General features: G+C 52.5%; 36 protein-coding genes and 2 rRNA genes. 32 read left to right on the top strand and 6 right to left on the bottom strand.

The features are described 5' to 3' along the window. The first annotated feature begins 7 nt into the window (after window positions 1–7). The 24 genes from KPHS_48640 (at window position 8) to KPHS_48410 (ending at window position 11,826) form a co-directional block, all read left to right on the top strand. Window positions 8–286, top strand: coding sequence for a 30S ribosomal protein S19 (locus KPHS_48640; protein ID YP_005229164.1), 279 nt, complete (start codon window positions 8–10; stop codon window positions 284–286). 14 nt (window positions 287–300) lie between these two features. After that, window positions 301–633 (top strand): 50S ribosomal protein L22, encoded by a 333-nt coding sequence (locus tag KPHS_48630; protein ID YP_005229163.1) that lies wholly within the window; start codon window positions 301–303, stop codon window positions 631–633. 17 nt (window positions 634–650) lie between these two features. Continuing rightward, window positions 651–1,349, top strand: a complete 699-nt coding sequence (locus KPHS_48620; protein ID YP_005229162.1) for a 30S ribosomal protein S3 — start codon at window positions 651–653, stop codon at window positions 1,347–1,349. 12 nt (window positions 1,350–1,361) lie between these two features. Beyond that, on the top strand, window positions 1,362–1,772 hold the full coding sequence (locus KPHS_48610; RefSeq protein ID YP_005229161.1) for a 50S ribosomal protein L16: 411 nt from the start codon (window positions 1,362–1,364) through the stop codon (window positions 1,770–1,772). Continuing rightward, window positions 1,772–1,963 carry a 50S ribosomal protein L29 gene (locus tag KPHS_48600; protein ID YP_005229160.1) on the top strand — a complete coding sequence of 64 codons (192 nt, stop codon included), beginning with the start codon at window positions 1,772–1,774 and terminating at the stop codon, window positions 1,961–1,963. Before KPHS_48610 ends, KPHS_48600 begins: the two co-directional genes overlap by 1 nt. Next, entirely contained in the window at window positions 1,963–2,217 is a 255-nt protein-coding gene (locus KPHS_48590; protein YP_005229159.1) for a 30S ribosomal protein S17, read from the top strand. Before KPHS_48600 ends, KPHS_48590 begins: the two co-directional genes overlap by 1 nt. A 183-nt stretch (window positions 2,218–2,400) precedes the next feature. Beyond that, window positions 2,401–2,754 carry a 50S ribosomal protein L14 gene (locus tag KPHS_48580; RefSeq protein YP_005229158.1) on the top strand — a complete coding sequence of 118 codons (354 nt, stop codon included), beginning with the start codon at window positions 2,401–2,403 and terminating at the stop codon, window positions 2,752–2,754. A 10-nt stretch (window positions 2,755–2,764) separates the two neighbouring features. Then, a complete protein-coding gene (locus tag KPHS_48570; RefSeq protein ID YP_005229157.1) occupies window positions 2,765–3,079 on the top strand; it encodes a 50S ribosomal protein L24 in 315 nt (104 codons plus the stop codon). Window positions 3,080–3,093: 14 nt separating this feature from the next. Continuing rightward, a complete protein-coding gene (locus KPHS_48560) occupies window positions 3,094–3,633 on the top strand; it encodes a 50S ribosomal protein L5 (RefSeq protein ID YP_005229156.1) in 540 nt (179 codons plus the stop codon). A gap of 14 nt (window positions 3,634–3,647) precedes the next feature. Then, window positions 3,648–3,953, top strand: a complete 306-nt coding sequence (locus KPHS_48550) for a 30S ribosomal protein S14 (protein YP_005229155.1) — start codon at window positions 3,648–3,650, stop codon at window positions 3,951–3,953. 33 nt (window positions 3,954–3,986) lie between these two features. Beyond that, window positions 3,987–4,379: a 30S ribosomal protein S8 gene (locus KPHS_48540; protein YP_005229154.1), complete on the top strand. Its 393-nt coding sequence runs from the start codon at window positions 3,987–3,989 to the stop codon at window positions 4,377–4,379. A gap of 12 nt (window positions 4,380–4,391) precedes the next feature. Further along, window positions 4,392–4,925: a 50S ribosomal protein L6 gene (locus KPHS_48530; RefSeq protein YP_005229153.1), complete on the top strand. Its 534-nt coding sequence runs from the start codon at window positions 4,392–4,394 to the stop codon at window positions 4,923–4,925. 9 nt (window positions 4,926–4,934) lie between these two features. Beyond that, window positions 4,935–5,288 (top strand): 50S ribosomal protein L18, encoded by a 354-nt coding sequence (locus KPHS_48520; protein YP_005229152.1) that lies wholly within the window; start codon window positions 4,935–4,937, stop codon window positions 5,286–5,288. Window positions 5,289–5,302: 14 nt separating this feature from the next. Beyond that, on the top strand, window positions 5,303–5,806 hold the full coding sequence (locus tag KPHS_48510; RefSeq protein ID YP_005229151.1) for a 30S ribosomal protein S5: 504 nt from the start codon (window positions 5,303–5,305) through the stop codon (window positions 5,804–5,806). Between the two features lie 3 nt (window positions 5,807–5,809). Continuing rightward, complete coding sequence (locus KPHS_48500) at window positions 5,810–5,989, top strand: 50S ribosomal protein L30 (RefSeq protein ID YP_005229150.1); 180 nt, start codon at window positions 5,810–5,812, stop codon at window positions 5,987–5,989. Window positions 5,990–5,992: 3 nt separating this feature from the next. After that, window positions 5,993–6,427, top strand: a complete 435-nt coding sequence (locus KPHS_48490) for a 50S ribosomal protein L15 (RefSeq protein ID YP_005229149.1) — start codon at window positions 5,993–5,995, stop codon at window positions 6,425–6,427. A gap of 7 nt (window positions 6,428–6,434) precedes the next feature. Continuing rightward, entirely contained in the window at window positions 6,435–7,766 is a 1,332-nt protein-coding gene (locus KPHS_48480; RefSeq protein ID YP_005229148.1) for a preprotein translocase subunit SecY, read from the top strand. A 296-nt stretch (window positions 7,767–8,062) separates the two neighbouring features. Continuing rightward, window positions 8,063–8,419 carry a 30S ribosomal protein S13 gene (locus KPHS_48470; RefSeq protein ID YP_005229147.1) on the top strand — a complete coding sequence of 119 codons (357 nt, stop codon included), beginning with the start codon at window positions 8,063–8,065 and terminating at the stop codon, window positions 8,417–8,419. Window positions 8,420–8,687: 268 nt separating this feature from the next. Then, on the top strand, window positions 8,688–8,825 hold the full coding sequence (locus KPHS_48460) for a 30S ribosomal protein S11 (RefSeq protein YP_005229146.1): 138 nt from the start codon (window positions 8,688–8,690) through the stop codon (window positions 8,823–8,825). A 33-nt stretch (window positions 8,826–8,858) separates the two neighbouring features. Beyond that, window positions 8,859–9,479, top strand: a complete 621-nt coding sequence (locus KPHS_48450; protein YP_005229145.1) for a 30S ribosomal protein S4 — start codon at window positions 8,859–8,861, stop codon at window positions 9,477–9,479. A gap of 25 nt (window positions 9,480–9,504) precedes the next feature. After that, a complete protein-coding gene (locus KPHS_48440; protein ID YP_005229144.1) occupies window positions 9,505–10,494 on the top strand; it encodes a DNA-directed RNA polymerase subunit alpha in 990 nt (329 codons plus the stop codon). Window positions 10,495–10,534: 40 nt separating this feature from the next. Then, window positions 10,535–10,921, top strand: coding sequence for a 50S ribosomal protein L17 (locus KPHS_48430; protein YP_005229143.1), 387 nt, complete (start codon window positions 10,535–10,537; stop codon window positions 10,919–10,921). A gap of 108 nt (window positions 10,922–11,029) precedes the next feature. Then, entirely contained in the window at window positions 11,030–11,398 is a 369-nt protein-coding gene (locus KPHS_48420; RefSeq protein ID YP_005229142.1) for a DUF1992 domain-containing protein, read from the top strand. A gap of 2 nt (window positions 11,399–11,400) precedes the next feature. Next, window positions 11,401–11,826 (top strand): zinc-responsive transcriptional regulator, encoded by a 426-nt coding sequence (locus tag KPHS_48410; protein YP_005229141.1) that lies wholly within the window; start codon window positions 11,401–11,403, stop codon window positions 11,824–11,826. Window positions 11,827–12,097: 271 nt separating this feature from the next. On the opposite strand, the gene KPHS_48400 is transcribed toward KPHS_48410, so the two are convergent. The 5 genes from KPHS_48400 to KPHS_48360 form a co-directional block, all read right to left on the bottom strand. After that, the gene (locus KPHS_48400; RefSeq protein ID YP_005229140.1) at window positions 12,098–12,511 is read right to left on the bottom strand and encodes a large-conductance mechanosensitive channel; all 414 of its coding nucleotides are present in this window, start codon (window positions 12,509–12,511) and stop codon (window positions 12,098–12,100) included. A 140-nt stretch (window positions 12,512–12,651) separates the two neighbouring features. Further along, complete coding sequence (locus tag KPHS_48390; RefSeq protein ID YP_005229139.1) at window positions 12,652–14,028, bottom strand: potassium transporter peripheral membrane protein; 1,377 nt, start codon at window positions 14,026–14,028, stop codon at window positions 12,652–12,654. Between the two features lie 13 nt (window positions 14,029–14,041). Further along, a complete protein-coding gene (locus tag KPHS_48380) occupies window positions 14,042–15,337 on the bottom strand; it encodes an RNA methyltransferase Sun (protein YP_005229138.1) in 1,296 nt (431 codons plus the stop codon). A gap of 52 nt (window positions 15,338–15,389) precedes the next feature. Next, window positions 15,390–16,337 (bottom strand): methionyl-tRNA formyltransferase, encoded by a 948-nt coding sequence (locus KPHS_48370; RefSeq protein ID YP_005229137.1) that lies wholly within the window; start codon window positions 16,335–16,337, stop codon window positions 15,390–15,392. A gap of 14 nt (window positions 16,338–16,351) precedes the next feature. Continuing rightward, window positions 16,352–16,861, bottom strand: a complete 510-nt coding sequence (locus KPHS_48360; RefSeq protein ID YP_005229136.1) for a peptide deformylase — start codon at window positions 16,859–16,861, stop codon at window positions 16,352–16,354. A gap of 128 nt (window positions 16,862–16,989) precedes the next feature. Between KPHS_48360 and KPHS_48350 the strand changes: the two genes are divergently transcribed. Genes KPHS_48350 through KPHS_48300 form a run of 6 tightly spaced genes read left to right on the top strand, consistent with a single transcriptional unit; the run spans window position 16,990 to window position 20,780 of the window. Then, a complete protein-coding gene (locus KPHS_48350; protein ID YP_005229135.1) occupies window positions 16,990–18,114 on the top strand; it encodes a putative competence protein in 1,125 nt (374 codons plus the stop codon). Next, the gene (locus KPHS_48340) at window positions 18,086–18,559 is read left to right on the top strand and encodes a DUF494 domain-containing protein (RefSeq protein ID YP_005229134.1); all 474 of its coding nucleotides are present in this window, start codon (window positions 18,086–18,088) and stop codon (window positions 18,557–18,559) included. Before KPHS_48350 ends, KPHS_48340 begins: the two co-directional genes overlap by 29 nt. A gap of 25 nt (window positions 18,560–18,584) precedes the next feature. Beyond that, on the top strand, window positions 18,585–19,127 hold the full coding sequence (locus tag KPHS_48330; protein YP_005229133.1) for a putative DNA topoisomerase: 543 nt from the start codon (window positions 18,585–18,587) through the stop codon (window positions 19,125–19,127). Window positions 19,128–19,131: 4 nt separating this feature from the next. After that, entirely contained in the window at window positions 19,132–19,704 is a 573-nt protein-coding gene (locus KPHS_48320; RefSeq protein YP_005229132.1) for a putative RNA-binding protein with unique protein fold, read from the top strand. Window positions 19,705–19,707: 3 nt separating this feature from the next. Beyond that, a complete protein-coding gene (locus KPHS_48310) occupies window positions 19,708–20,526 on the top strand; it encodes a shikimate 5-dehydrogenase (RefSeq protein ID YP_005229131.1) in 819 nt (272 codons plus the stop codon). Then, window positions 20,523–20,780, top strand: a complete 258-nt coding sequence (locus KPHS_48300) for a DUF1488 domain-containing protein (protein YP_005229130.1) — start codon at window positions 20,523–20,525, stop codon at window positions 20,778–20,780. Before KPHS_48310 ends, KPHS_48300 begins: the two co-directional genes overlap by 4 nt. Here KPHS_48300 and KPHS_48290 read toward each other — a convergent pair. Beyond that, window positions 20,756–21,406, bottom strand: coding sequence for a transferase (locus KPHS_48290; protein YP_005229129.1), 651 nt, complete (start codon window positions 21,404–21,406; stop codon window positions 20,756–20,758). The genes KPHS_48300 and KPHS_48290 overlap by 25 nt on opposite strands. 382 nt (window positions 21,407–21,788) lie before the next feature. Between KPHS_48290 and KPHS_r00240 the strand changes: the two genes are divergently transcribed. Both KPHS_r00240 and KPHS_r00160 read left to right on the top strand, forming a co-directional pair. Next, window positions 21,789–23,315, top strand: a 16S ribosomal RNA gene (locus KPHS_r00240). 205 nt (window positions 23,316–23,520) lie between these two features. Continuing rightward, a 23S ribosomal RNA gene (locus KPHS_r00160) occupies window positions 23,521–26,420 on the top strand. Together the 16S and 23S rRNA genes form the textbook arrangement of a ribosomal RNA operon. The last annotated feature ends 7 nt before the right edge of the window (window positions 26,421–26,427 follow it).

The following is a 26,427-nucleotide window of genomic DNA, read 5'->3' as shown; positions in this document are numbered from 1 at the left end:
ATAAGCCATGCCACGTTCTCTCAAGAAAGGTCCTTTTATTGACCTGCACTTGCTGAAGAAGGTAGAGAAAGCGGTGGAAAGCGGAGACAAGAAGCCCCTGCGCACTTGGTCCCGTCGTTCAACGATCTTTCCTAACATGATCGGTTTGACCATCGCTGTCCATAATGGTCGTCAGCACGTTCCAGTATTTGTTTCCGACGAAATGGTCGGTCACAAACTGGGTGAATTCGCACCGACTCGTACTTATCGCGGCCACGCTGCTGATAAAAAAGCGAAGAAGAAATAAGGTAGGAGGAAGAGATGGAAACTTTAGCTCAACATCGCCATGCTCGTTCTTCTGCTCAGAAGGTTCGCCTTGTAGCTGACCTGATTCGCGGTAAGAAAGTGTCGCAGGCCCTGGATATTCTGACCTACACCAACAAAAAAGCTGCTGTACTGGTCAAGAAGGTACTGGAATCTGCCATTGCTAACGCTGAACACAACGATGGCGCTGACATTGATGATCTGAAAGTTGCGAAAATTTTCGTAGACGAAGGCCCGAGCATGAAGCGCATTATGCCGCGTGCTAAAGGTCGTGCAGATCGCATCCTGAAGCGCACCAGCCACATCACTGTGGTTGTGTCCGATCGCTGAGACTCTGGAGACTAGCAATGGGTCAGAAAGTACATCCTAATGGTATTCGCCTGGGTATTGTCAAACCATGGAACTCTACCTGGTTCGCGAACACCAAAGAATTCGCTGACAACCTGGACAGCGATTTTAAAGTACGTCAGTTCCTGACTAAAGAACTGGCTAAAGCGTCTGTATCTCGCATCGTTATCGAGCGTCCGGCTAAGAGCATCCGTGTGACCATTCACACCGCTCGCCCGGGTATCGTTATCGGTAAGAAAGGCGAAGACGTAGAAAAACTGCGCAAGGTCGTAGCGGATATCGCTGGCGTACCTGCACAGATCAATATCGCCGAAGTTCGTAAACCTGAACTGGACGCAAAACTGGTTGCTGACAGCATCACTTCTCAGCTGGAACGTCGCGTTATGTTCCGTCGTGCGATGAAGCGTGCTGTACAGAACGCAATGCGTCTGGGCGCTAAAGGTATCAAAGTTGAAGTTAGCGGCCGTCTGGGCGGCGCGGAAATCGCACGTACCGAATGGTACCGTGAAGGTCGCGTACCGCTGCACACTCTGCGTGCTGACATCGACTACAACACCTCTGAAGCGCACACCACTTACGGTGTAATCGGCGTTAAGGTATGGATCTTCAAAGGTGAGATCCTGGGTGGTATGGCTGCTGTTGAACAACCGGAACCGGCTGCTCAACCTAAAAAGCAGCAGCGTAAAGGCCGTAAATAAGGAGCGTCGCTGATGTTACAACCAAAGCGTACAAAATTCCGTAAAGTGCACAAAGGCCGCAACCGTGGTCTGGCGCAGGGTACGGATGTTAGCTTCGGCACTTTCGGTCTGAAAGCTGTTGGCCGTGGTCGTCTGACTGCACGTCAGATCGAAGCAGCACGTCGTGCTATGACCCGTGCAGTTAAGCGTCAAGGTAAGATCTGGATCCGTGTATTCCCGGACAAACCGATCACCGAGAAGCCGCTGGAAGTTCGTATGGGTAAAGGTAAAGGTAACGTGGAGTACTGGGTTGCCTTGATTCAGCCGGGTAAAGTCCTGTATGAAATGGACGGTGTACCGGAAGAGCTGGCCCGTGAAGCATTCGGCCTGGCAGCAGCGAAACTGCCGATCAAAACCACCTTTGTAACTAAGACGGTGATGTAATGAAAGCAAAAGAGCTGCGTGAAAAAAGCGTTGAAGAGCTGAACGCTGAGCTGCTGAACCTGCTGCGTGAGCAGTTCAACCTGCGCATGCAGGCTGCAAGTGGCCAGCTGCAACAGACTCATCTGCTGAAGCAAGTGCGTCGTGATGTTGCACGCGTTAAGACTTTACTGACTCAGAAGGCGGGTGCGTAATGACCGATAAAATCCGTACTCTGCAAGGTCGCGTAGTTAGCGACAAAATGGAGAAATCCATTGTTGTTGCTATCGAACGTATGGTGAAACACCCGGTTTACGGTAAATTCATCAAACGTACGACCAAACTGCACGTACATGACGAGAACAACGAATGCGGTATCGGCGACAAGGTTGAAATCCGCGAATGCCGTCCGCTGTCCAAGACTAAGTCCTGGACGCTGGTTCGCGTTGTAGAGAAAGCGGTTCTGTAATAGAGTACGCATTCTCGATACGGATAAACGGCTCAGCGATGAGCCGTTTATTTTTTCTACCCATATCTGGTTTGTGGTGTTATAATGCCGCGCCCTCGATATGGGGCTTTTTAACGACCCTAATTTTCGGGTCTCAGTAGTAGTTGACATTAGCGGAGCACTAAAATGATCCAAGAACAGACTATGCTGAACGTCGCCGACAACTCCGGTGCACGTCGCGTAATGTGTATCAAGGTTCTGGGTGGCTCGCACCGTCGCTACGCAGGCGTAGGCGACATCATCAAGATCACCATCAAAGAAGCAATTCCGCGTGGTAAGGTCAAAAAAGGTGATGTGCTGAAGGCGGTAGTGGTGCGCACCAAGAAGGGTGTTCGTCGCCCGGACGGTTCTGTCATTCGCTTCGATGGTAATGCATGCGTTATTCTGAACAATAACAGCGAGCAGCCTATCGGTACGCGTATTTTTGGGCCGGTAACTCGTGAACTTCGTACCGAGAAGTTCATGAAAATTATCTCTCTGGCACCAGAAGTACTCTAAGGAGCGAATCATGGCAGCGAAAATCCGTCGTGATGACGAAGTTATCGTGTTAACCGGTAAAGATAAAGGTAAGCGCGGTAAAGTTAAGAATGTCCTGTCTTCCGGCAAGGTCATTGTTGAAGGTATCAACCTGGTTAAGAAACACCAGAAGCCGGTTCCGGCTCTGAACCAACCAGGCGGCATCGTTGAAAAAGAAGCTGCAATTCAGGTTTCTAACGTTGCAATCTTCAATGCGGCAACCGGCAAGGCTGACCGTGTAGGCTTTAGATTCGAAGACGGTAAAAAAGTCCGTTTCTTCAAGTCTAACAGCGAAACTATCAAGTAATTTGGAGTAGTACGATGGCGAAACTGCATGATTACTACAAAGACGAAGTAGTTAAGAAACTCATGACTGAGTTTAACTACAATTCTGTCATGCAAGTCCCTCGGGTCGAGAAGATCACCCTGAACATGGGTGTTGGTGAAGCGATCGCTGACAAGAAACTGCTGGATAACGCAGCAGCTGACCTGGCAGCAATCTCCGGTCAAAAACCGCTGATCACCAAAGCACGCAAATCAGTTGCAGGCTTCAAAATCCGTCAGGGCTATCCGATCGGCTGTAAAGTAACTCTGCGTGGCGAACGCATGTGGGAGTTCTTTGAGCGCCTGATCACTATTGCTGTACCGCGTATTCGTGACTTCCGCGGCCTGTCCGCTAAGTCTTTCGACGGTCGTGGCAACTACAGCATGGGTGTCCGTGAGCAGATCATCTTCCCAGAAATCGACTACGATAAAGTCGACCGCGTTCGTGGTTTGGATATTACCATTACCACTACTGCGAAATCTGACGAAGAAGGCCGTGCTCTGCTGGCTGCCTTTGACTTCCCGTTCCGCAAGTAAGGTAGGGTTACTTAATGGCTAAGCAATCAATGAAAGCACGCGAAGTAAAGCGCGTGGCTTTAGCTGATAAATTCTTCGCTAAACGCGCTGAACTGAAAGCTATCATCTCTGATGTGAACGCAACCGACGAAGATCGTTGGAATGCCGTTCTCAAGCTGCAGACTCTGCCGCGTGATTCCAGCCCGTCTCGTCAGCGTAACCGCTGCCGTCAAACAGGTCGTCCGCATGGTTTCCTGCGGAAGTTCGGGTTGAGCCGTATTAAGGTCCGTGAAGCCGCTATGCGCGGTGAAATCCCGGGTCTGAAAAAGGCTAGCTGGTAATTGTCACCAATTGAATCACGGGAGTAAAGACAGATGAGCATGCAAGATCCGATCGCGGATATGCTGACCCGTATCCGTAACGGTCAGGCCGCGAACAAAGCTGCGGTCACCATGCCTTCCTCCAAGCTGAAAGTGGCAATCGCCAACGTGCTGAAGGAAGAAGGTTTTATCGAAGATTTTAAAGTTGAAGGCGACACCAAGCCTGAACTGGAACTTACTCTCAAGTATTTCCAGGGCAAAGCTGTTGTAGAAAGCATTCAGCGTGTCAGCCGCCCAGGTCTGCGCATCTATAAGAAAAAAGATGAGCTGCCGAAAGTTATGGCCGGTCTGGGTATCGCAGTTGTTTCTACCTCTAAAGGTGTTATGACTGATCGTGCAGCGCGCCAGGCTGGTCTTGGTGGCGAAATTATCTGCTACGTAGCCTAATCGGAGGAAAAAATGTCTCGTGTTGCTAAAGCACCGGTCGTTGTTCCTGCCGGCGTTGATGTAAAAATCAACGGTCAGGTTATTACGATCAAAGGTAAAAACGGCGAGCTGACTCGTACTCTCAACGATGCTGTTGAAGTTAAACATGCAGATAATGCACTGACCTTCGGTCCGCGTGATGGTTACGCAGACGGTTGGGCTCAGGCTGGTACCGCGCGTGCCCTGCTGAACTCAATGGTTATCGGTGTTACCGAAGGCTTCACTAAGAAGCTGCAGCTGGTTGGTGTAGGTTATCGTGCAGCGGTCAAAGGGAATGTAGTAAACCTGGCTTTAGGTTTCTCTCACCCGGTTGATCATCAGCTGCCTGCGGGTATCACTGCAGAATGTCCGACTCAGACTGAAATCGTGCTGAAAGGCGCTGATAAGCAGGTGATCGGCCAGGTTGCAGCAGATCTGCGCGCCTACCGTCGTCCTGAGCCTTACAAAGGCAAGGGTGTTCGTTACGCCGACGAAGTCGTGCGTACCAAAGAGGCTAAGAAGAAGTAAGGTAACACTATGGATAAGAAATCTGCTCGTATCCGTCGTGCGACCCGCGCACGCCGCAAGCTCCAGGAGCTGGGCGCAACTCGCCTGGTGGTACATCGTACCCCGCGTCACATTTACGCACAGGTAATTGCACCGAATGGTTCTGAAGTTCTGGTAGCTGCTTCTACTGTAGAAAAAGCTATCGCTGAACAACTGAAGTACACCGGTAACAAAGACGCTGCAGCAGCTGTGGGTAAAGCTGTCGCTGAACGCGCTCTGGAAAAAGGCATCAAAGATGTTTCCTTTGACCGTTCCGGGTTCCAATATCATGGTCGTGTCCAGGCACTGGCAGATGCTGCCCGTGAAGCTGGCCTTCAGTTCTAAGGTAGAGGTGTAAGATGGCTCACATCGAAAAACAAGCTGGCGAACTGCAGGAAAAGCTGATCGCGGTAAACCGCGTATCTAAAACCGTTAAAGGTGGTCGTATTTTCTCCTTCACAGCTCTGACTGTAGTAGGCGATGGTAACGGTCGCGTTGGTTTTGGTTACGGTAAAGCGCGTGAAGTTCCAGCAGCGATCCAGAAAGCGATGGAAAAAGCCCGTCGCAATATGATTAACGTCGCGCTGAACCACGGCACCCTGCAGCACCCGGTTAAGGGTACTCACACGGGTTCTCGTGTATTCATGCAGCCGGCTTCCGAAGGTACCGGTATCATCGCCGGTGGTGCAATGCGCGCCGTTCTGGAAGTCGCTGGGGTTCGTAACGTTCTGGCTAAAGCGTATGGTTCCACTAACCCGATTAACGTGGTTCGTGCAACTATCGACGGTCTGGAAAACATGAAGTCCCCGGATATGGTCGCTGCCAAGCGTGGTAAATCCGTTGAAGAAATTCTGGGGAAATAAACCATGGCAAAGACTATTAAAATTACTCAAACCCGCAGTGCAATCGGTCGTCTGCCGAAACACAAGGCAACGCTGCTTGGCCTGGGTCTGCGTCGTATTGGTCACACCGTAGAGCGCGAGGATACTCCTGCTGTTCGTGGTATGGTCAACGCGGTTTCCTTCATGGTTAAAGTTGAGGAGTAAGAGATGCGTTTAAATACTCTGTCTCCGGCCGAAGGCTCCAAAAAGGCGGGTAAACGCCTGGGTCGTGGTATCGGTTCTGGCCTCGGTAAAACCGGTGGTCGTGGTCACAAAGGTCAGAAATCTCGTTCTGGCGGTGGCGTACGTCGCGGTTTCGAGGGTGGTCAGATGCCTCTGTACCGTCGTCTGCCGAAATTCGGCTTCACTTCTCGTAAAGCGATGATCACCGCAGAGATCCGTCTCTCCGATCTGGCTCACGTAGAAGGCGATGTAGTAGACCTGAACGCGCTGAAAGCGGCTAACATTATCGGTGTCCAGATCGAGTTCGCGAAAGTGATCCTGTCTGGTGAGGTAACTCGTCCGGTAACTGTTCGTGGCCTGCGTGTGACTAAAGGTGCTCGTGCTGCTATCGAAGCTGCTGGCGGTAAAATTGAGGAATAAGTAGCAGATGGCTAAACAACCGGGATTAGATTTTCAAAGTGCCAAAGGTGGCCTTGGCGAACTGAAACGCAGACTTCTGTTTGTGGTCGGTGCGCTGATAGTGTTCCGTATTGGCTCTTTTATTCCGATCCCTGGTATTGATGCCGCTGTACTTGCCAAACTGCTTGAGCAACAGCGAGGCACCATCATTGAAATGTTCAACATGTTCTCTGGTGGTGCTCTCAGCCGTGCTTCTATCTTTGCGCTGGGGATTATGCCGTACATTTCGGCATCGATCATCGTGCAGCTGCTGACGGTGGTTTATCAACCGCTGGCGGAACTGAAGAAAGAAGGGGAGTCTGGTCGTCGTAAGATCAGCCAGTACACCCGCTACGGTACTCTGGTGCTGGCGATATTCCAGTCGATCGGTATTGCTACCGGTCTGCCGAATATGCCTGGTATGCAAGGCCTGGTGATTAATCCAGGCTTTGCATTCTATTTCACCGCTGTTGTCAGTCTGGTCACAGGGACTATGTTCCTGATGTGGCTCGGCGAACAGATCACTGAACGTGGTATCGGTAACGGTATCTCGATCATTATCTTCGCCGGTATCGTTGCGGGACTCCCGCCGGCCATCGCCCATACTATCGAGCAAGCGCGTCAAGGCGACCTGCACTTCCTCCTGTTGCTGTTGGTTGCAGTATTAGTATTTGCAGTGACCTTCTTTGTTGTATTCGTTGAGCGTGGTCAACGCCGCATTGTGGTAAACTACGCGAAACGTCAACAGGGTCGTCGTGTCTATGCTGCACAGAGCACACATTTACCGCTGAAAGTGAATATGGCGGGGGTAATCCCGGCAATCTTCGCTTCCAGTATTATACTGTTCCCGGCAACCATCACGTCATGGTTCGGGGGTGGTACTGGTTGGAACTGGCTGACAACAATTTCGCTGTATTTGCAGCCTGGGCAACCGCTTTATGTGTTACTCTATGCGTCTGCAATCATCTTCTTCTGTTTCTTCTACACGGCGTTGGTTTTCAACCCGCGTGAAACAGCAGATAACCTGAAGAAGTCCGGTGCATTTGTACCAGGAATTCGTCCGGGAGAGCAAACGGCGAAGTATATCGATAAAGTGATGACTCGCCTGACTCTGGTTGGTGCGTTGTACATTACTTTTATCTGCCTGATCCCGGAGTTCATGCGTGACGCGATGAAAGTGCCGTTCTACTTCGGTGGGACCTCGCTGCTTATCGTTGTTGTCGTGATTATGGACTTTATGGCTCAAGTGCAAACTCTGATGATGTCCAGTCAGTATGAGTCTGCATTGAAGAAGGCGAACCTGAAAGGCTACGGCCGTTAAAACTGGTCGCCCGAGAAGTTACGGAGAGTAAAAATGAAAGTTCGTGCTTCCGTCAAGAAATTATGCCGTAACTGCAAAATCGTTAAGCGTGATGGTGTCATCCGTGTGATTTGCAGTGCCGAGCCGAAGCATAAACAGCGCCAAGGCTGATTTTTTCGCATATTTTTCTTGCAAAGTTGGATTGAGCTGGCTAGATTAGCCAGCCAATCTTTTGTATGTCTGTACGTTTCCATTTGAGTATCCTGAAAACGGGCTTTTCAGCATGGTGCGTACATATTAAATAGTAGGAGTGCATAGTGGCCCGTATAGCAGGCATTAACATTCCTGATCACAAACATACCGTTATCGCTTTAACCGCTATTTTCGGTATCGGCAAAACCCGTTCTAAAGCCATCTGCGCTGAAACGGGCATCGCTGAAAATGTTAAGATCAGTGAGCTGTCTGAAGAACAAATTGATATTCTGCGTGAAGCAGTAGGTAAATTTGTCGTTGAAGGTGATCTGCGCCGTGAAATCACCCTGAGCATCAAGCGTCTGATGGACCTTGGTTGCTACCGTGGTTTGCGTCATCGTCGTGGTCTCCCGGTTCGCGGTCAGCGTACCAAGACCAACGCACGTACCCGTAAGGGTCCGCGTAAACCGATCAAGAAATAATCGGGGTGATTGAATAATGGCAAAGGCACCAATTCGTGCACGTAAGCGTGTAAGAAAACAAGTCTCTGACGGCGTGGCTCATATCCATGCTTCTTTTAACAACACCATCGTTACCATCACTGATCGTCAGGGTAACGCACTGGGTTGGGCAACAGCCGGTGGTTCCGGTTTCCGTGGTTCTCGCAAATCCACTCCGTTCGCAGCTCAGGTTGCAGCAGAGCGTTGCGCAGAAGCCGTAAAAGAATACGGCATCAAGAATCTGGAAGTTATGGTCAAAGGTCCGGGTCCGGGTCGCGAATCTACCATTCGTGCACTGAACGCCGCTGGTTTCCGCATCACTAATATTACTGATGTGACTCCGATCCCTCATAACGGTTGTCGTCCGCCGAAAAAACGTCGCGTATAACGCTGCGTTTTCCAGGTTAGTTGGAGAAAGAAAATGGCAAGATATTTGGGTCCTAAGCTCAAGCTGAGCCGTCGTGAGGGCACCGACTTATTCCTTAAGTCTGGCGTTCGCGCGATCGATACCAAGTGTAAAATTGAACAAGCTCCTGGCCAGCACGGTGCGCGTAAGCCGCGTCTGTCTGACTATGGTGTGCAGTTGCGTGAAAAGCAAAAAGTTCGCCGTATGTACGGTGTGCTGGAGCGTCAGTTCCGTAACTACTATAAAGAAGCAGCACGTCTGAAAGGCAACACCGGTGAAAACCTGTTGGCTCTGCTGGAAGGTCGTCTGGACAACGTTGTATACCGTATGGGCTTCGGCGCCACTCGTGCTGAAGCACGCCAGCTGGTTAGCCACAAAGCGATTATGGTAAACGGTCGTGTTGTTAACATCGCTTCTTATCAGGTTAAAGCGAATGACGTTGTCAGCATTCGTGAGAAAGCGAAAAAGCAATCTCGCGTGAAAGCCGCTCTGGAGCTGGCTGAGCAGCGTGAAAAGCCAACCTGGCTGGAAGTTGATGCTGGCAAGATGGAAGGTACGTTCAAGCGTCAGCCGGAGCGTTCTGATCTGTCTGCGGACATTAACGAACACCTGATCGTCGAGCTTTACTCCAAGTAAAGCTTAGTACCAAAGAGAGGACACAATGCAGGGTTCTGTGACAGAGTTTCTAAAACCGCGCCTGGTCGATATCGAGCAAGTGAGTTCGACGCACGCCAAGGTGACCCTTGAGCCTTTAGAGCGTGGCTTCGGCCATACTCTGGGTAACGCACTGCGCCGTATTCTGCTCTCATCGATGCCGGGTTGCGCGGTGACCGAGGTTGAGATTGATGGTGTACTGCACGAGTACAGCACCAAAGAAGGCGTTCAGGAAGACATCCTTGAAATCCTGCTCAACCTGAAAGGGCTGGCGGTGAGAGTTCAGGGTAAAGATGAAGTCATCCTTACTTTGAATAAATCTGGCATTGGCCCTGTGACCGCAGCCGACATTACCCACGACGGTGATGTCGAAATCGTCAAGCCGCAGCACGTGATTTGCCACCTGACTGATGAGAACGCTGCTATTAGCATGCGTATCAAAGTTCAGCGCGGTCGCGGTTATGTGCCGGCTTCTGCCCGAATTCATTCGGAAGAAGATGAGCGCCCAATCGGCCGTCTGCTGGTCGACGCCTGCTACAGCCCTGTAGAGCGTATTGCCTACAATGTTGAAGCTGCGCGTGTAGAACAGCGTACCGACCTGGACAAGCTGGTCATCGAAATGGAAACCAACGGCACAATCGATCCTGAAGAGGCGATTCGTCGTGCGGCAACCATCCTGGCTGAACAACTGGAAGCTTTTGTTGACCTACGTGATGTACGTCAGCCAGAAGTGAAAGAAGAGAAACCAGAATTCGATCCGATCCTGCTGCGCCCTGTTGACGATCTGGAATTGACTGTCCGCTCTGCTAACTGCCTCAAGGCAGAAGCTATCCACTATATCGGTGATCTGGTACAGCGTACCGAGGTTGAGTTGCTGAAAACGCCGAACCTGGGTAAAAAATCTCTTACTGAGATTAAAGACGTGCTGGCTTCCCGTGGACTGTCTCTGGGCATGCGCCTGGAAAACTGGCCACCAGCAAGCATTGCTGACGAGTAACCGGATCACAGGTTAAGGTTTTACTGAGAAGGATAAGGTCATGCGCCATCGTAAGAGTGGTCGTCAACTGAACCGCAACAGCAGCCATCGCCAGGCTATGTTCCGTAACATGGCAGGTTCGCTGGTTCGTCATGAAATCATCAAGACGACCCTGCCGAAAGCGAAAGAACTGCGTCGCGTAGTTGAGCCGCTGATTACTCTTGCCAAGACTGATAGCGTTGCTAATCGTCGTCTGGCATTCGCCCGCACTCGTGATAACGAGATCGTGGCAAAACTGTTTAACGAGCTGGGCCCGCGTTTCGCGAGCCGCGCCGGTGGTTACACTCGCATTCTGAAGTGTGGCTTCCGTGCAGGCGACAACGCGCCGATGGCATACATCGAGCTGGTTGATCGTGCTGAGCCGAAAGCAGAAGCTGCTGCAGAGTAATCTGTAGTAACGTAAAAAAACCCGCCCTGGCGGGTTTTTTTATATCTACCCCATCCCCATTTCACTACACTATCTGTACTCTTTTTGTTCATCCCCTGGAGCCGTAGAATGTGGTTGCTGGATCAGTGGGCGGAACGTCATATCCTCGATGCCCAAACCAAAGGTGAGTTCGATAATTTACCCGGCAGCGGAGAACCGCTGACTCTCGATGACGATTCACATGTGCCGGCGGAGTTGCGGGCAGGCTATCGCCTTCTGAAAAATGCAGGATGTCTTCCTCCGGAACTGGAGCAACGCAAAGAAGCGTTGGCTCTGGCAGACTTACTGAACGGCGTCCGTCAGGACGATCCGCGTCATGCCGAACTTAGCAAACGCCTTGCCCTGCTCGAGCTGAAGTTACGTCAGGCAGGTCTGAACACCGACTTTTTACGCGGTGAGTACGCCGATGCGTTGCTGCAAAAAATAAATCAGGAGTAAATATGTATCGTATTGGTGAACTGGCAAAACTGGCCGACGTGACGCCTGATACCATCCGCTACTATGAAAAGCAGCAGATGATGGATCATGACATACGCACCGAGGGAGGATTTCGTCTGTACTCGGATAACGATCTTCAACGGCTGCGCTTTATTCGTTATGCCCGACAACTGGGTTTCAGCCTGGAAGCGATCCGCGAATTATTGTCGATCCGCATCGATCCGGAGCATCATACCTGTCAGGAGTCGAAAGGGATCGTTCAGGCGCGATTAAGTGAAGTTGAGGCGCGGATTAAAGAGCTACAGACGATGCGCCGCTCTCTGCAGCGGCTCAACGATGCCTGTTGCGGCACTGCCCACAGCAGCGTTTACTGTTCTATCCTTGAGGCCCTTGAACAAGGGGCCAGCAACGGCAATGGCGGACGTTGATTTTTTAAACGCGCGGATCTACACTCGCGCCGAGTTTATACATATACCGGAGTAACTATGAGTCGCTATCAGCATACTAAAGGACAAATTAAAGATAACGCCATTGAGGCACTTCTCCACGATCCGTTATTCAGGCAGCGCGTAGAGAAAAACAAGAAAGGGAAAGGAAGCTATCAACGTAAAGATAAACATGCAGGAAGGATTGATCGGGAGGCCAGTGGCAAGCAAGCGAATCGCTTTTTTACCACTGGCCTTCTGCTTTCTCTGCTGATTAAGAACGGTTGTTTTGTTCTTTCAGCAGATCGCGAATTTCGCTCAGCAGAACTTCTTCTTTAGAGGGAGCTGGCGGTGCCGCCGGAGCCTCTTCTTTCTTACGATTTAACTTATTCATCAATTTAATCGCCATGAAGATGGCAAACGCGACGATGATGAAATCGAAAACGTTTTGAATGAATACCCCATAATGCATCACCACAGCCGGGACATCGCCTTGGGCATCACGTAGCGTGACGGCAAACTGTTTAAAATCGATCCCGCCAATCAACAGGCCGAGTGGCGGCATAATAATATCCGCGACCAGTGATGAAACAATTTTACCGAATGCTGCACCGATGATCACACCCACTGCCAAATCGACAACGTTCCCGCGCATCGCGAATTCGCGAAACTCTTTTAAAAAACTCATTTTATTCTCCTTGTGCCAGCTGACGTTGTAAGTTTAACAAATGTATTTTCATTTGCCATTCCCAGCAGATAGTTACTGCAAAATATTAACCTTTGAATAATAAGGGATAATAAAAAGGCGCCTGTTCGGCGCCCTGGGAATTACAGGAAGAAAGGACTTGGCTGGAACAGCCTTTCGACATCGGAAATAAACTTCTTATCGGTCAAAAACATGATCACATGGTCGCCCTGCTCGATCCGTAGATTATTATTGGCGATCATCACGTCATTGCCCCGCACGACGGCGCCGATGATCGTGCCCGGTGGAAGTTTGATCTCATCGATCGAACGCCCGACTACCCGGGAGGTGCTCTCATCGCCGTGCGCGACTGCCTCGATCGCTTCTGCAACGCCGCGGCGCAAGGAGGAGACGCCGACAATATCAGCTTTACGGACATGACTGAGGAGTGCGGAAATTGTGGCCTGCTGAGGCGAAATCGCAATATCGATGACGCTACCCTGGACCAGATCCACGTAGGCTCTGCGCTGGATTAGCACCATCACTTTTTTCGCGCCCATTCGCTTGGCCAACATAGCCGACATAATATTGGCTTCGTCGTCGTTAGTGACGGCAATAAACAGGTCCACCTGGTCAATATGCTCTTCAGCCAACAGCTCCTGGTCCGATGCATCCCCGTAGAAGACGATAGTATGCTGCAGCTTTTCCGCCAGCTCAGCGGCTCGCTGCTGATTACGTTCGATAAGCTTAACGCTGTAATCTTTTTCCAGCTTATGGGCCAGACCCGCGCCAATATTGCCCCCGCCGACCAGCATAATACGCTTATACGGCTTTTCCAGTCGCTGCAGTTCGCTCATGACCGCGCGAATATGCTGCGAGGCGGCAATAAAGAAGACTTCATCTCCGGCCTCGACAATCGTCGAACCCTGCGGGCGGATGGGGCGATCGTGGCGGAAAATGGCGGCCACGCGCGTATCGATATGCGGCATATGCTCCCGCATAGTGGATAAGGCATTCCCCACCAGCGGGCCACCATAATAGGCTTTTACTACCGCGAGACTGACTTTTCCTTCTGCGAAGTTCACGACCTGCAGCGCGCCGGGATATTCGATCAGACGGTGGATGTTGTCGATGACCAGTTGTTCCGGAGCGATTAAGTGATCGATGGGTACCGCTTCAGAGTTGAAGAGCTTTTCCGCATCACGAACGTAATCAGGCGCACGAATACGCGCTATGCGGTTTGGCGTATTGAACAATGAATAAGCGACCTGGCAGGCCACCATGTTGGTTTCGTCCGAACTAGTGACCGCTACCAGCATATCGGCATCATCGGCCCCCGCCTCACGCAGTACGCGAGGGTGAGAGCCATGCCCCTGGACGACACGCAGGTCGAACTTATCCTGCAGGCTGCGCAGACGGTCGCCATTGGTATCAACCAGCGTAATATCATTGTTCTCGCCGACGAGGTTTTCCGCCAGCGTGCCGCCGACCTGGCCGGCGCCCAGAATAATAATCTTCATCTGCAGTGACCCATTAGTTCCGACGTTTGATTAGCTTAGCGTAAAAGAAGCCATCACCTTCTTCCACGCCCGGCAGATTTTGCTGCCCGGGGCTCGCCGGCGTGCCGGTTGCGTGAAGTTCTGCATCCGGAGTTCGCGCGAGGAAGGCGGCAATTTGCTGACCGTTCTCTTCCGGCAGAATAGAACAGGTTGCGTAAACCAGCGTGCCGCCTGGCTTCAGGTGCGCCCAGGTGGCATTGAGGATCTCGGCCTGCAGCTGGGCTAACTCGGCGATATCCCGATCCCGGCGCAGCCATTTGATATCCGGATGGCGGCGAATAACGCCGGTTGCGGAGCAGGGGGCATCCAGCAGAATACGATCGAACTGCTCATTGCCACACCACTGCTCAGGGAAGCGGCCATCGCCCTGCTTGACTTCGGCTTTCATGCCCAGCCGTTTCAGGTTGTCATAGACGCGGGACAGACGCTGTTCATCAATATCCACCGCCATGACCTGAGACTGGGGGGCGACTTCCAGAATATGCGTCGTTTTCCCGCCCGGTGCCGCGCAGAGATCGAGGATGCGTTCGCCATTTTTCGGCTGCAGGTAGCGCATACAGCCCTGGGCCGAGGCGTCCTGAACGGTTACCCAACCTTCATCAAATCCTGGTAACGCGTGGACCGGGGCAGGGGTGGCCAGGCGTACGGCGTCCGGATAATCAGGGTGGGTAAAGCCCTCTAAACCGGCCTCGTTAAGCAGGGCAAGCCACTCATCCCGGGAATGATGGTTGCGGTTAACGCGCAGCCACATCGGCGGGCGCTGGTTGTTCGCCTCGACGATCTCCTGCCACTGCTCCGGCCAGGCCTGCTGCAGGCGTTTCAGCAGCCATTTGGGATGAAGATAGCGGTTTTCATGCTCAGCAAATTCGGCTAACAACGCTTCCTGCTGGCGCTGGAACTGGCGTAGCACGCCGTTGATTAGCCCTTTAAGCTGCGGGCGTTTAATGGCCACCGCGCCTTCTACCGTTTCCGCCAGCGCGGCATGCGGGGGAATGCGGGTGTAGAGTAACTGATAGAGACCAACCATGATCAGAAAGTGCACGGTGCGCTGTTTGCCGGTCATCGGACGCGCCATTAGCTTGCTGATGAGCCACTCCAGCTGGCTTAGAGTACGTAGTACACCAAAGCACAACTCCTGCAGTAGCGCTTTATCTTTATCGCTGACTTTCTGCTGTAGAGGGGGCAGTACGTTGCTTAAAGACTGCCCTTTTTCAACAACTTGTTCGATAGCCTGGGCGGCCAGGCTGCGTAAATTTATATTCTTTTTCATAAGCGCAAAAATAAAAATGCCCGGCGAACCCGGGCTTCAGAAGAGACGACCGTCAGGCGAGACGGGTGCCAGGGATAAACCACTCCCGGCGGGAATTGAGTAAGTCCTGGGCGCTCATCGCTTTTTTACCCGCAGGCTGTAGCGACTCCAGGCTGAGGATCCCATCCCCCGTGGCGACCTGAATACCCTGTTTGGTTGCTGCCACGATAGTACCCGGTTCGGCGTGAGCGGCTTCGGCGATGACCGATGCCCGCCACACTTTTACCGGTTGTCCGTCAATTTCCAGCCAGCTCATTGGCCACGGATTAAACGCGCGGATGCAGCGTTCCAACTGCGCAGCGGAAAGCGACCAATCGATACGAGCCTCTTCTTTACTCAGCTTTTCGGCATGGCACACCAGCGATTCATCTTGTACTTCAGGCCGTGCGGTGCCGTTGACCAGCTGGGCTAACGTTGCCAGCAGCCCCTGCGGGCCGAGCTCGGCCAGCTTATCGTACAGGCTGCCGCTGGTATCCTCTGCGGTAATGGGGCAGGAAAGCTTATACAGCATATCCCCCGTATCAAGGCCGACGTCCATCTGCATGATGGTTACGCCAGTTTCGCTATCCCCCGCCCACAGTGAACGCTGAATTGGCGCTGCGCCACGCCAGCGCGGTAGCAGCGAGCCGTGAACGTTGATACAGCCCAGACGGGGCATCTCCAGCACCGCTTTAGGCAGAATCAGACCGTACGCCACTACCACCATAATATCGGCGCCGAGATCGGCGACTAACCGCTGGTTATCCTGCGGACGCAGGGAGGATGGCTGGAACACAGGTAAGTTATGGGCTTCTGCCAGCACTTTTACCGGGCTTGGCATCAATTTTTTGCCGCGACCAGCAGGGCGATCAGGCTGAGTGAATACGCCAACAACCTGATGTTCAGACGACAGCAGCGCATCAAGATGACGCGCTGCAAAATCAGGGGTGCCGGCGAAAATGATACGTAGTGATTGTGACACGGTATTCCTTGTTATCAGGCACGGGAACGTAAACGATCCAGTTTCTCTACCTTCTGACGAATGCGCTGTTGTTTGAGTGGTGACAGATAGTCAATAAACAGTTTGCCGACCAGGTGATCCATCTCATGCTGGATACAGATAGCCAGCAGGCCATCGGCCTCCAGTTCAAACGGCTTACCATCGCGCTCCAGTGCCCGGATCTTCACTTTTTCCGCACGCGGGACCAGGGCGCGCTGTTCAGGAATAGACAAGCAGCCTTCTTCAATACCGGTTTCGCCATCTTTCTCCAGCATTTCCGGATTAATTAATACCAGCTGCTCTTCACGATTTTCCGACACATCAATAACGATAATGCGCTGATGGATATCGACCTGGGTTGCGGCCAGACCGATGCCTTCCTCGGCGTACATGGTGTCGAACATATCATCGACGATACGCTGAATTTCCGCATTCACTTCTTTGACCGGCTCGGCGACTTTGCGAAGGCGCTCGTCCGGAATATGTAACACTTGCAAAACTGCCATAAAGTTCCAGAGTCGTATTCAGGAGTTGATAAGATTATTAGCTCTATTCTAGACAAAACCCCCTGCAATTGACAGTCTCACTGTCCAATCGCAAAGATTGTCAATACCGCTTATGGCAGGGGGTAAGGATGACGCCCGACGAGATTTGGCTGCGGCTGATGAAGGTCAGTAGCTTGTATGGCGACAGGATGGTAGAGATCGCTCAGCGCTTATGCGCAGCCGCCAGCGTTGATCGTGAAGCGCTGCATGCCGTCGGGATGACCGCGGCGCAGGCAAAGTTATTTTTCCGGCTTGACGAGCATGAGCTTGACGAGACGCGGCGCTGGCTGGGACAACCGGATCATCATCTGTTACGGGGTGACGATCCGCGCTATCCATTGCGGTTAAAGGCTATCGCTGATTATCCCGGCGCGTTGCTGGTCAGCGGCGGCCTCGCCCTGCTTCACAGCGCGCAGCTTGCCGTTATTGGCAGTCGCTCGCACTCCTGGTATGGCGCCCGCTGGGGGAAACTGTTCAGCGAAACGCTGGCGCAGAAAGGGATTACCATCACCAGTGGGCTGGCGTTAGGCATTGACGGGGTCGCGCACCGCGGCGCGCTGGCGGCGGAGGGTAAAACTATCGCGGTACTGGGCAATGGGCTGAGTCAGGTTTATCCGCGGCGCCATGCAACCCTCGCCCGGCAGATCATCGACAATGGCGGTACGCTGGTATCTGAATTTCCACTCATTACGCCGCCGCTTCCCGCACATTTCCCCAGGCGCAACCGGATTATCAGCGGCTTAAGCCTGGGCGTGCTGGTGATTGAGGCGGCGTTGCGAAGCGGATCGCTGGTCACCGTCCGCTGCGCCCTGGAGCAGGGAAGGGATGTGTTCGCCCTGCCTGGCCCGATAGGCAATCCGGGATCGGAAGGCCCGCACTGGTTAATTAAGCAAGGCGCGGTGCCAGTGACCTCGCCAGAGGATATTGTGGAATACTGGCATAACGAGCTGGCCTGGCTGACTGATACGTCTGATTCGATAAATATTTGCGTCGATCAGCCGTCTGTAGCATTGCCATTTCCGGAGCTCCTGGCTAACGTAGGAGATGAGGTAACACCTGTTGACGTTGTCGCTGAACGTGCCGGCCAATCTGTGCCAGTAACCGTAGCTCAGCTACTTGAACTGGAGTTAGCAGGCTGGATCGCAGCTGTACCCGGCGGCTATGTCCGATTAAGGAGGGCAAGCCATGTTCGACGTACTCATGTATTTGTTTGAAACTTACATCCATAGCGAAGCAGAAATGCGCGTGGATCAGGACAAACTGACGCGGGATCTTACCGATGCGGGTTTTGAGCGGGAAGACATCTATAACGCGTTAATGTGGCTCGAGAAACTGGCTGATTATCAGGAGGGTCTCGTTGAACCCATGCAGCTCGCTTCCGACCCGCTCTCTCTTCGGGTATATACCGAAGAGGAGTGCCAGCGTCTGGATGCCAGTTGCCGGGGGTTTTTACTCTTCCTCGAGCAGATTCAGGTGTTGAACCTCGAAACGCGAGAAATGGTGATAGAGCGCGTACTGGCGCTGGATACGGCAGAATTTGAGCTGGAAGACCTGAAATGGGTCATCCTGATGGTACTGTTCAATATCCCGGGCTGTGAAAACGCCTATCAGCAAATGGAAGAATTACTCTTCGAAGTAAATGAAGGTATGCTGCATTAATCTTTTGCAGCAACATCGAGTTGTTATGACCAAATCAGCACTGTTTTCGGTGCGTAAAAATGAGCCCTGCCCGCAGTGCGGGGCCGAACTGGTGATCCGTTCCGGGAAACATGGCCCGTTTCTCGGCTGTTCGCATTATCCGGACTGTGACTATATTCGTCCCCTGAAAAGCCAGGCGGACGGGCATATCGTTAAGGTGCTGGAGGGGCAAGAGTGCCCATCGTGCGGTGCGGTTATGGTGTTACGCCAGGGGCGTTTTGGGATGTTCATTGGCTGTAGCCGCTATCCGGAATGTGAACATACCGAGCTGATTGATAAACCCGATGAGACGGCTATCGCTTGCCCGCAGTGCGGACAAGGCCATCTGGTCCAGCGTCGTTCCCGTTTCGGTAAAACCTTTCACTCCTGCGATCGCTATCCTGATTGCCAGTTCGTTATCAATTTTAAACCGGTGGCGGGCGAATGCCCTGAATGCCATTACCCGCTGTTAATAGAAAAGAAGACGGCGCAGGGGCTCAGACGCTTCTGTGCCAGTAAACAATGTGGAAAGCCGATCCCGGCGGAATAAATCAGTGAACAATAACCTGCCCTCAGAAGCCGTCGCCCATGCCGTGGCGGTCCTGAAAAATGAACATGTCATCGCCTATCCCACCGAAGCCGTGTTTGGCGTCGGCTGCGACCCTGACAGCGAAACGGCCGTTATGCGCCTGCTGGAGCTGAAGCAGCGTCCTGTTGAGAAAGGATTGATCCTTATCGCCGCCAGCTTTGAGCAACTGAAGCCCTATATTGATGATTCACGGTTAAGTGACTCACAGCGGGAAGCCATCTTCTCTTGCTGGCCGGGACCGGTGACGTTTGTATTCCCGGCGCGTCCTGAAACGCCGCGCTGGCTGACTGGACGTTTTGATTCACTGGCCGTACGCGTGACTAACCATCCGCTGGTAATCGAATTGTGCGAAGCCTACGGAAAACCACTGGTTTCGACCAGCGCCAATCTCACCGGGCAACCACCGTGCCGTACTACCGCAGAGGTCCATGCTCAGTTTGGCGACAGCTTCCCGGTGGTGGATGGCGCCACGGGCGGCCGGCAAAACCCATCTGAAATCCGTGATGCCCTGACGGGTGAACTGTTCCGCCAGGGGTGAACCATGGAAACCTATGCCGTTTTTGGTAATCCGATCGCGCACAGCAAGTCGCCTGCTATTCATCAGCTGTTTGCCCGCCAGTTAGGAATTACTCATCCTTATGGACGTGTACTGGCGCCGCTGGACGATTTTGTCTCTTCTCTGAATCAGTTCTTTGCAGAAGGAGGAAAGGGGGCCAACGTCACCGTTCCTTTTAAAGAGGAAGCCTTTGCGCGTGCCGACGAACTGACAGAACGCGCAGCGCTGGCGGGAGCAGTAAACACCCTGAAACGCCTGGAAGATGGCCGTTTACTGGGGGACAACACCGACGGTATTGGTCTTCTGAGCGATCTGGAACGCCTGGGATTCATTAAGCCACGCCAACGGATCCTGCTTGTTGGTGCTGGTGGGGCATCTCGCGGTGTTCTTTTGCCGCTTCTGTCGCTGGGATGCGCCGTCACGATCGTGAATCGCACCTATTCTCGTGCCCGTGAGTTAGCCACTCTCTTCGCCCATACCGGGAGCGTTAGCGCAAGGGAGATGGATACCTTATCCGGGGAAACATTCGATCTGATCGTCAATGCGACGTCCAGTGGAATAGACGGTGATGTACCAGCTATCCCGGCATCTATTGTCAACGCTGACGTATATTGCTATGACATGTTTTACCAGAAAGGGCCGACACCGTTTCTTCACTGGTGCCAGCAATATGGCGCAGTTCACTGTGCCGATGGGCTGGGAATGCTGGTGGCGCAAGCCGCCCATGCTGTTCTGCTATGGCACGGCGTTCTGCCGGCTATCGCTCCGGTCATTGAAACGCTGCAGCAGGAACTGAATGCATGAATCAGGCGATTCAGTTTCCTGACCGGGAATCATGGGATGCCGAACGGCAGGGCGTGGTTTTTCCCGCGCTGGTGAATGGGATGCAATTAACCTGCGCAATTTCAGGGCAAATCCTGCAGCAGCGTTTCGGTGCAGAGGGGCCAGCGCAGTGGCTGGCCGCCTTCCAGGAACATCGTTGGGATCTAGAGGAAGAGGCAGAAGCATTGATCCGCGATGGTCAGGAAGATGCTCAGGGCTGGATCTGGTTATCCTGATCCAGGTACTCATTTTTCCATTTCACATAGTTATTTGCTGAATACTTGAGTCCTTCCCGTTCCGCCTCTGTCAGGGGGCGGATCTGTTTGACCGGATTGCCAAAGTAAAGGTAGCCGCTTTCCAGCTGTTTGTTCTGCGGTACCAGACTTCCCGCACCTATCATGACGTCGTCGCCAACGACGACACCATCTAATAAGATCGAACCCATGCCAACCAGTACGCGGTTGCCGATAGTGCAGCCGTGCAGCATCACTTTATGACCAACAGTTACATCCTCACCAATGATCAGCGGATTTCCCTCCGGCTTATAAGAGGACTTATGGGTCACATGGAGAACGCTACCGTCCTGAATATTGCTGCGTTGACCTATCGATACATAGTTGACGTCGCCGCGAATGGCCACCAGAGGCCAGACGCTGACGTCATCGGCAATTCTGACATCGCCGATGACGACGCTGGATGCGTCAATCATGACGCGAAGACCGATTTGTGGGAAAAATGCTTTGTAGGGGCGCAGCTGAGCAGACATATAGACCTCAAAAATACGGGAGCATAAGAAGACTTTGGTGGCTTTTATCTCCCTGTGCAACCCCTGAAAACGGTGAAAATTGAGCAAATCGTGCAATTACACGGCGAAAAGGGTGAAAAATCACCATTCAGAAAAAAAGATCGAAAAAAGGCTTGTGCAAAAAAATGGGATCCCTATAATGCGCTCCCACTGACACGGCGGATGTGAATCACTTCACACAAACAGCCGGTTCGGTTGCAGAGAAAAATCCTGAAAAACGGGTTGACTCTGAAAGAGGAAAGCGTAATATACGCCACCTCGCGACAGAGCGCTAAAGCGCGTCGCAACTGCTCTTTAACAATTTATCAGACAATCTGTGTGGGCACTCAAAGTGACATGGATTCTTAACGTCCTCGGACGAAAAATGAATACCAAGTCTCAAGAGTGAACACGTAATTCATTACGAAGTTTAATTCTTTGAGCATCAAACTTAAATTGAAGAGTTTGATCATGGCTCAGATTGAACGCTGGCGGCAGGCCTAACACATGCAAGTCGAGCGGTAGCACAGAGAGCTTGCTCTCGGGTGACGAGCGGCGGACGGGTGAGTAATGTCTGGGAAACTGCCTGATGGAGGGGGATAACTACTGGAAACGGTAGCTAATACCGCATAATGTCGCAAGACCAAAGTGGGGGACCTTCGGGCCTCATGCCATCAGATGTGCCCAGATGGGATTAGCTAGTAGGTGGGGTAACGGCTCACCTAGGCGACGATCCCTAGCTGGTCTGAGAGGATGACCAGCCACACTGGAACTGAGACACGGTCCAGACTCCTACGGGAGGCAGCAGTGGGGAATATTGCACAATGGGCGCAAGCCTGATGCAGCCATGCCGCGTGTGTGAAGAAGGCCTTCGGGTTGTAAAGCACTTTCAGCGGGGAGGAAGGCGTAAGGTTAATAACCTCATCGATTGACGTTACCCGCAGAAGAAGCACCGGCTAACTCCGTGCCAGCAGCCGCGGTAATACGGAGGGTGCAAGCGTTAATCGGAATTACTGGGCGTAAAGCGCACGCAGGCGGTCTGTCAAGTCGGATGTGAAATCCCCGGGCTCAACCTGGGAACTGCATTCGAAACTGGCAGGCTAGAGTCTTGTAGAGGGGGGTAGAATTCCAGGTGTAGCGGTGAAATGCGTAGAGATCTGGAGGAATACCGGTGGCGAAGGCGGCCCCCTGGACAAAGACTGACGCTCAGGTGCGAAAGCGTGGGGAGCAAACAGGATTAGATACCCTGGTAGTCCACGCCGTAAACGATGTCGATTTGGAGGTTGTGCCCTTGAGGCGTGGCTTCCGGAGCTAACGCGTTAAATCGACCGCCTGGGGAGTACGGCCGCAAGGTTAAAACTCAAATGAATTGACGGGGGCCCGCACAAGCGGTGGAGCATGTGGTTTAATTCGATGCAACGCGAAGAACCTTACCTGGTCTTGACATCCACAGAACTTTCCAGAGATGGATTGGTGCCTTCGGGAACTGTGAGACAGGTGCTGCATGGCTGTCGTCAGCTCGTGTTGTGAAATGTTGGGTTAAGTCCCGCAACGAGCGCAACCCTTATCCTTTGTTGCCAGCGGTCCGGCCGGGAACTCAAAGGAGACTGCCAGTGATAAACTGGAGGAAGGTGGGGATGACGTCAAGTCATCATGGCCCTTACGACCAGGGCTACACACGTGCTACAATGGCATATACAAAGAGAAGCGACCTCGCGAGAGCAAGCGGACCTCATAAAGTATGTCGTAGTCCGGATTGGAGTCTGCAACTCGACTCCATGAAGTCGGAATCGCTAGTAATCGTAGATCAGAATGCTACGGTGAATACGTTCCCGGGCCTTGTACACACCGCCCGTCACACCATGGGAGTGGGTTGCAAAAGAAGTAGGTAGCTTAACCTTCGGGAGGGCGCTTACCACTTTGTGATTCATGACTGGGGTGAAGTCGTAACAAGGTAACCGTAGGGGAACCTGCGGTTGGATCACCTCCTTACCTTAAAGAACCTGCCTTTGTAGTGCTCACACAGATTGTTTGATAAATAATAAATTTCAAAATGTACTGCGAAGTGCATTGTGAAATTTTGCTCTTTAAAAATCTGGATCAAGCTGAAAATTGAAACGACACACAGTTAATGTGTGTTCGAGTCTCTCAAATTTTCGCAATCAGAAGTGAAACATCTTCGGGTTGTGAGGTTAAGCGACTAAGCGTACACGGTGGATGCCCTGGCAGTCAGAGGCGATGAAGGACGTGCTAATCTGCGAAAAGCGTCGGTAAGGTGATATGAACCGTTATAACCGGCGATGTCCGAATGGGGAAACCCAGTGCAATTCGTTGCACTATCGTTAACTGAATACATAGGTTAACGAGGCGAACCGGGGGAACTGAAACATCTAAGTACCCCGAGGAAAAGAAATCAACCGAGATTCCCCCAGTAGCGGCGAGCGAACGGGGAGCAGCCCAGAGTCTGAATCAGCTTGTGTGTTAGTGGAACGGTCTGGAAAGTCCGACGGTACAGGGTGATAGTCCCGTACACCAAAATGCACAGGCTGTGAACTCGAAGAGTAGGGCGGGACACGTGGTATCCTGTCTGAATATGGGGGGACCATCCTCCAAGGCTAAATACTCCTGACTGACCGATAGTGAACCAGTACCGTGAGGGAAAGGCGAAAAGAACCCCGGCGAGGGGAGTGAAAAAGAACCTGAAACCGTGTACGTACAAGCAGTGGGAGCACCTTCGGGTGTGACTGCGTACCTTTTGTATAATGGGTCAGCGACTTATATTCTGTAGCAAGGTTAACCGTATAGGGGAGCCGCAGGGAAACCGAGTCTTAACTGGGCGTTAAGTTGCAGGGTATAGACCCGAAACCCGGTGATCTAGCCATGGGCAGGTTGAAGGTTGGGTAACACTAACTGGAGGACCGAACCGACTAATGTTGAAAAATTAGCGGATGACTTGTGGCTGGGGGTGAAAGGCCAATCAAACCGGGAGATAGCTGGTTCTCCCCGAAAGCTATTTAGGTAGCGCCTCGTGAACTCATCTTCGGGGGTAGAGCACTGTTTCGGCTAGGGGGTCATCCCGACTTACCAACCCGATGCAAACTACGAATACCGAAGAATGTTATCACGGGAGACACACGGCGGGTGCTAACGTCCGTCGTGAAGAGGGAAACAACCCAGACCGCCAGCTAAGGTCCCAAAGTCATGGTTAAGTGGGAAACGATGTGGGAAGGCACAGACAGCCAGGATGTTGGCTTAGAAGCAGCCATCATTTAAAGAAAGCGTAATAGCTCACTGGTCGAGTCGGCCTGCGCGGAAGATGTAACGGGGCTAAACCATGCACCGAAGCTGCGGCAGCGACACTATGTGTTGTTGGGTAGGGGAGCGTTCTGTAAGCCTGCGAAGGTGTGCTGTGAGGCATGCTGGAGGTATCAGAAGTGCGAATGCTGACATAAGTAACGATAAAGCGGGTGAAAAGCCCGCTCGCCGGAAGACCAAGGGTTCCTGTCCAACGTTAATCGGGGCAGGGTGAGTCGACCCCTAAGGCGAGGCCGAAAGGCGTAGTCGATGGGAAACAGGTTAATATTCCTGTACTTGGTGTTACTGCGAAGGGGGGACGGAGAAGGCTATGTTAGCCGGGCGACGGTTGTCCCGGTTTAAGCATGTAGGCTGATTGTCCAGGCAAATCCGGATAATCAAGGCTGAGGTGTGATGACGAGGCACTACGGTGCTGAAGTAACAAATGCCCTGCTTCCAGGAAAAGCCTCTAAGCATCAGGTAACATCAAATCGTACCCCAAACCGACACAGGTGGTCAGGTAGAGAATACCAAGGCGCTTGAGAGAACTCGGGTGAAGGAACTAGGCAAAATGGTGCCGTAACTTCGGGAGAAGGCACGCTGGTGTGTAGGTGAAGTCCCTGCGGATGGAGCTGAGACCAGTCGAAGATACCAGCTGGCTGCAACTGTTTATTAAAAACACAGCACTGTGCAAACACGAAAGTGGACGTATACGGTGTGACGCCTGCCCGGTGCCGGAAGGTTAATTGATGGGGTTATCCGTAAGGAGAAGCTCTTGATCGAAGCCCCGGTAAACGGCGGCCGTAACTATAACGGTCCTAAGGTAGCGAAATTCCTTGTCGGGTAAGTTCCGACCTGCACGAATGGCGTAATGATGGCCAGGCTGTCTCCACCCGAGACTCAGTGAAATTGAACTCGCTGTGAAGATGCAGTGTACCCGCGGCAAGACGGAAAGACCCCGTGAACCTTTACTATAGCTTGACACTGAACATTGAGCCTTGATGTGTAGGATAGGTGGGAGGCTTTGAAGCGTGGACGCCAGTCTGCGTGGAGCCAACCTTGAAATACCACCCTTTAATGTTTGATGTTCTAACGTTGGCCCCTGACCGGGGTTGCGGACAGTGTCTGGTGGGTAGTTTGACTGGGGCGGTCTCCTCCCAAAGCGTAACGGAGGAGCACGAAGGTTAGCTAATCCTGGTCGGACATCAGGAGGTTAGTGCAATGGCATAAGCTAGCTTGACTGCGAGCGTGACGGCGCGAGCAGGTGCGAAAGCAGGTCATAGTGATCCGGTGGTTCTGAATGGAAGGGCCATCGCTCAACGGATAAAAGGTACTCCGGGGATAACAGGCTGATACCGCCCAAGAGTTCATATCGACGGCGGTGTTTGGCACCTCGATGTCGGCTCATCACATCCTGGGGCTGAAGTAGGTCCCAAGGGTATGGCTGTTCGCCATTTAAAGTGGTACGCGAGCTGGGTTTAGAACGTCGTGAGACAGTTCGGTCCCTATCTGCCGTGGGCGCTGGAGAATTGAGGGGGGCTGCTCCTAGTACGAGAGGACCGGAGTGGACGCATCACTGGTGTTCGGGTTGTCATGCCAATGGCACTGCCCGGTAGCTAAATGCGGAAGAGATAAGTGCTGAAAGCATCTAAGCACGAAACTTGCCCCGAGATGAGTTCTCCCTGAGACTATAAGTCTCCTGAAGGAACGTTAAAGACGATGACGTTGATAGGCCGGGTGTGTAAGCGCAGCGATGCGTTGAGCTAACCGGTACTAATGAACCGTGAGGCTTAACCTTACAACGC

The organism is Klebsiella pneumoniae subsp. pneumoniae HS11286 (assembly GCF_000240185.1).
In the GTDB taxonomy this organism is placed as follows: Bacteria; Pseudomonadota; Gammaproteobacteria; order Enterobacterales; family Enterobacteriaceae; genus Klebsiella; species Klebsiella pneumoniae.
This window is presented reverse-complemented; position numbering and strand designations above follow the sequence as displayed.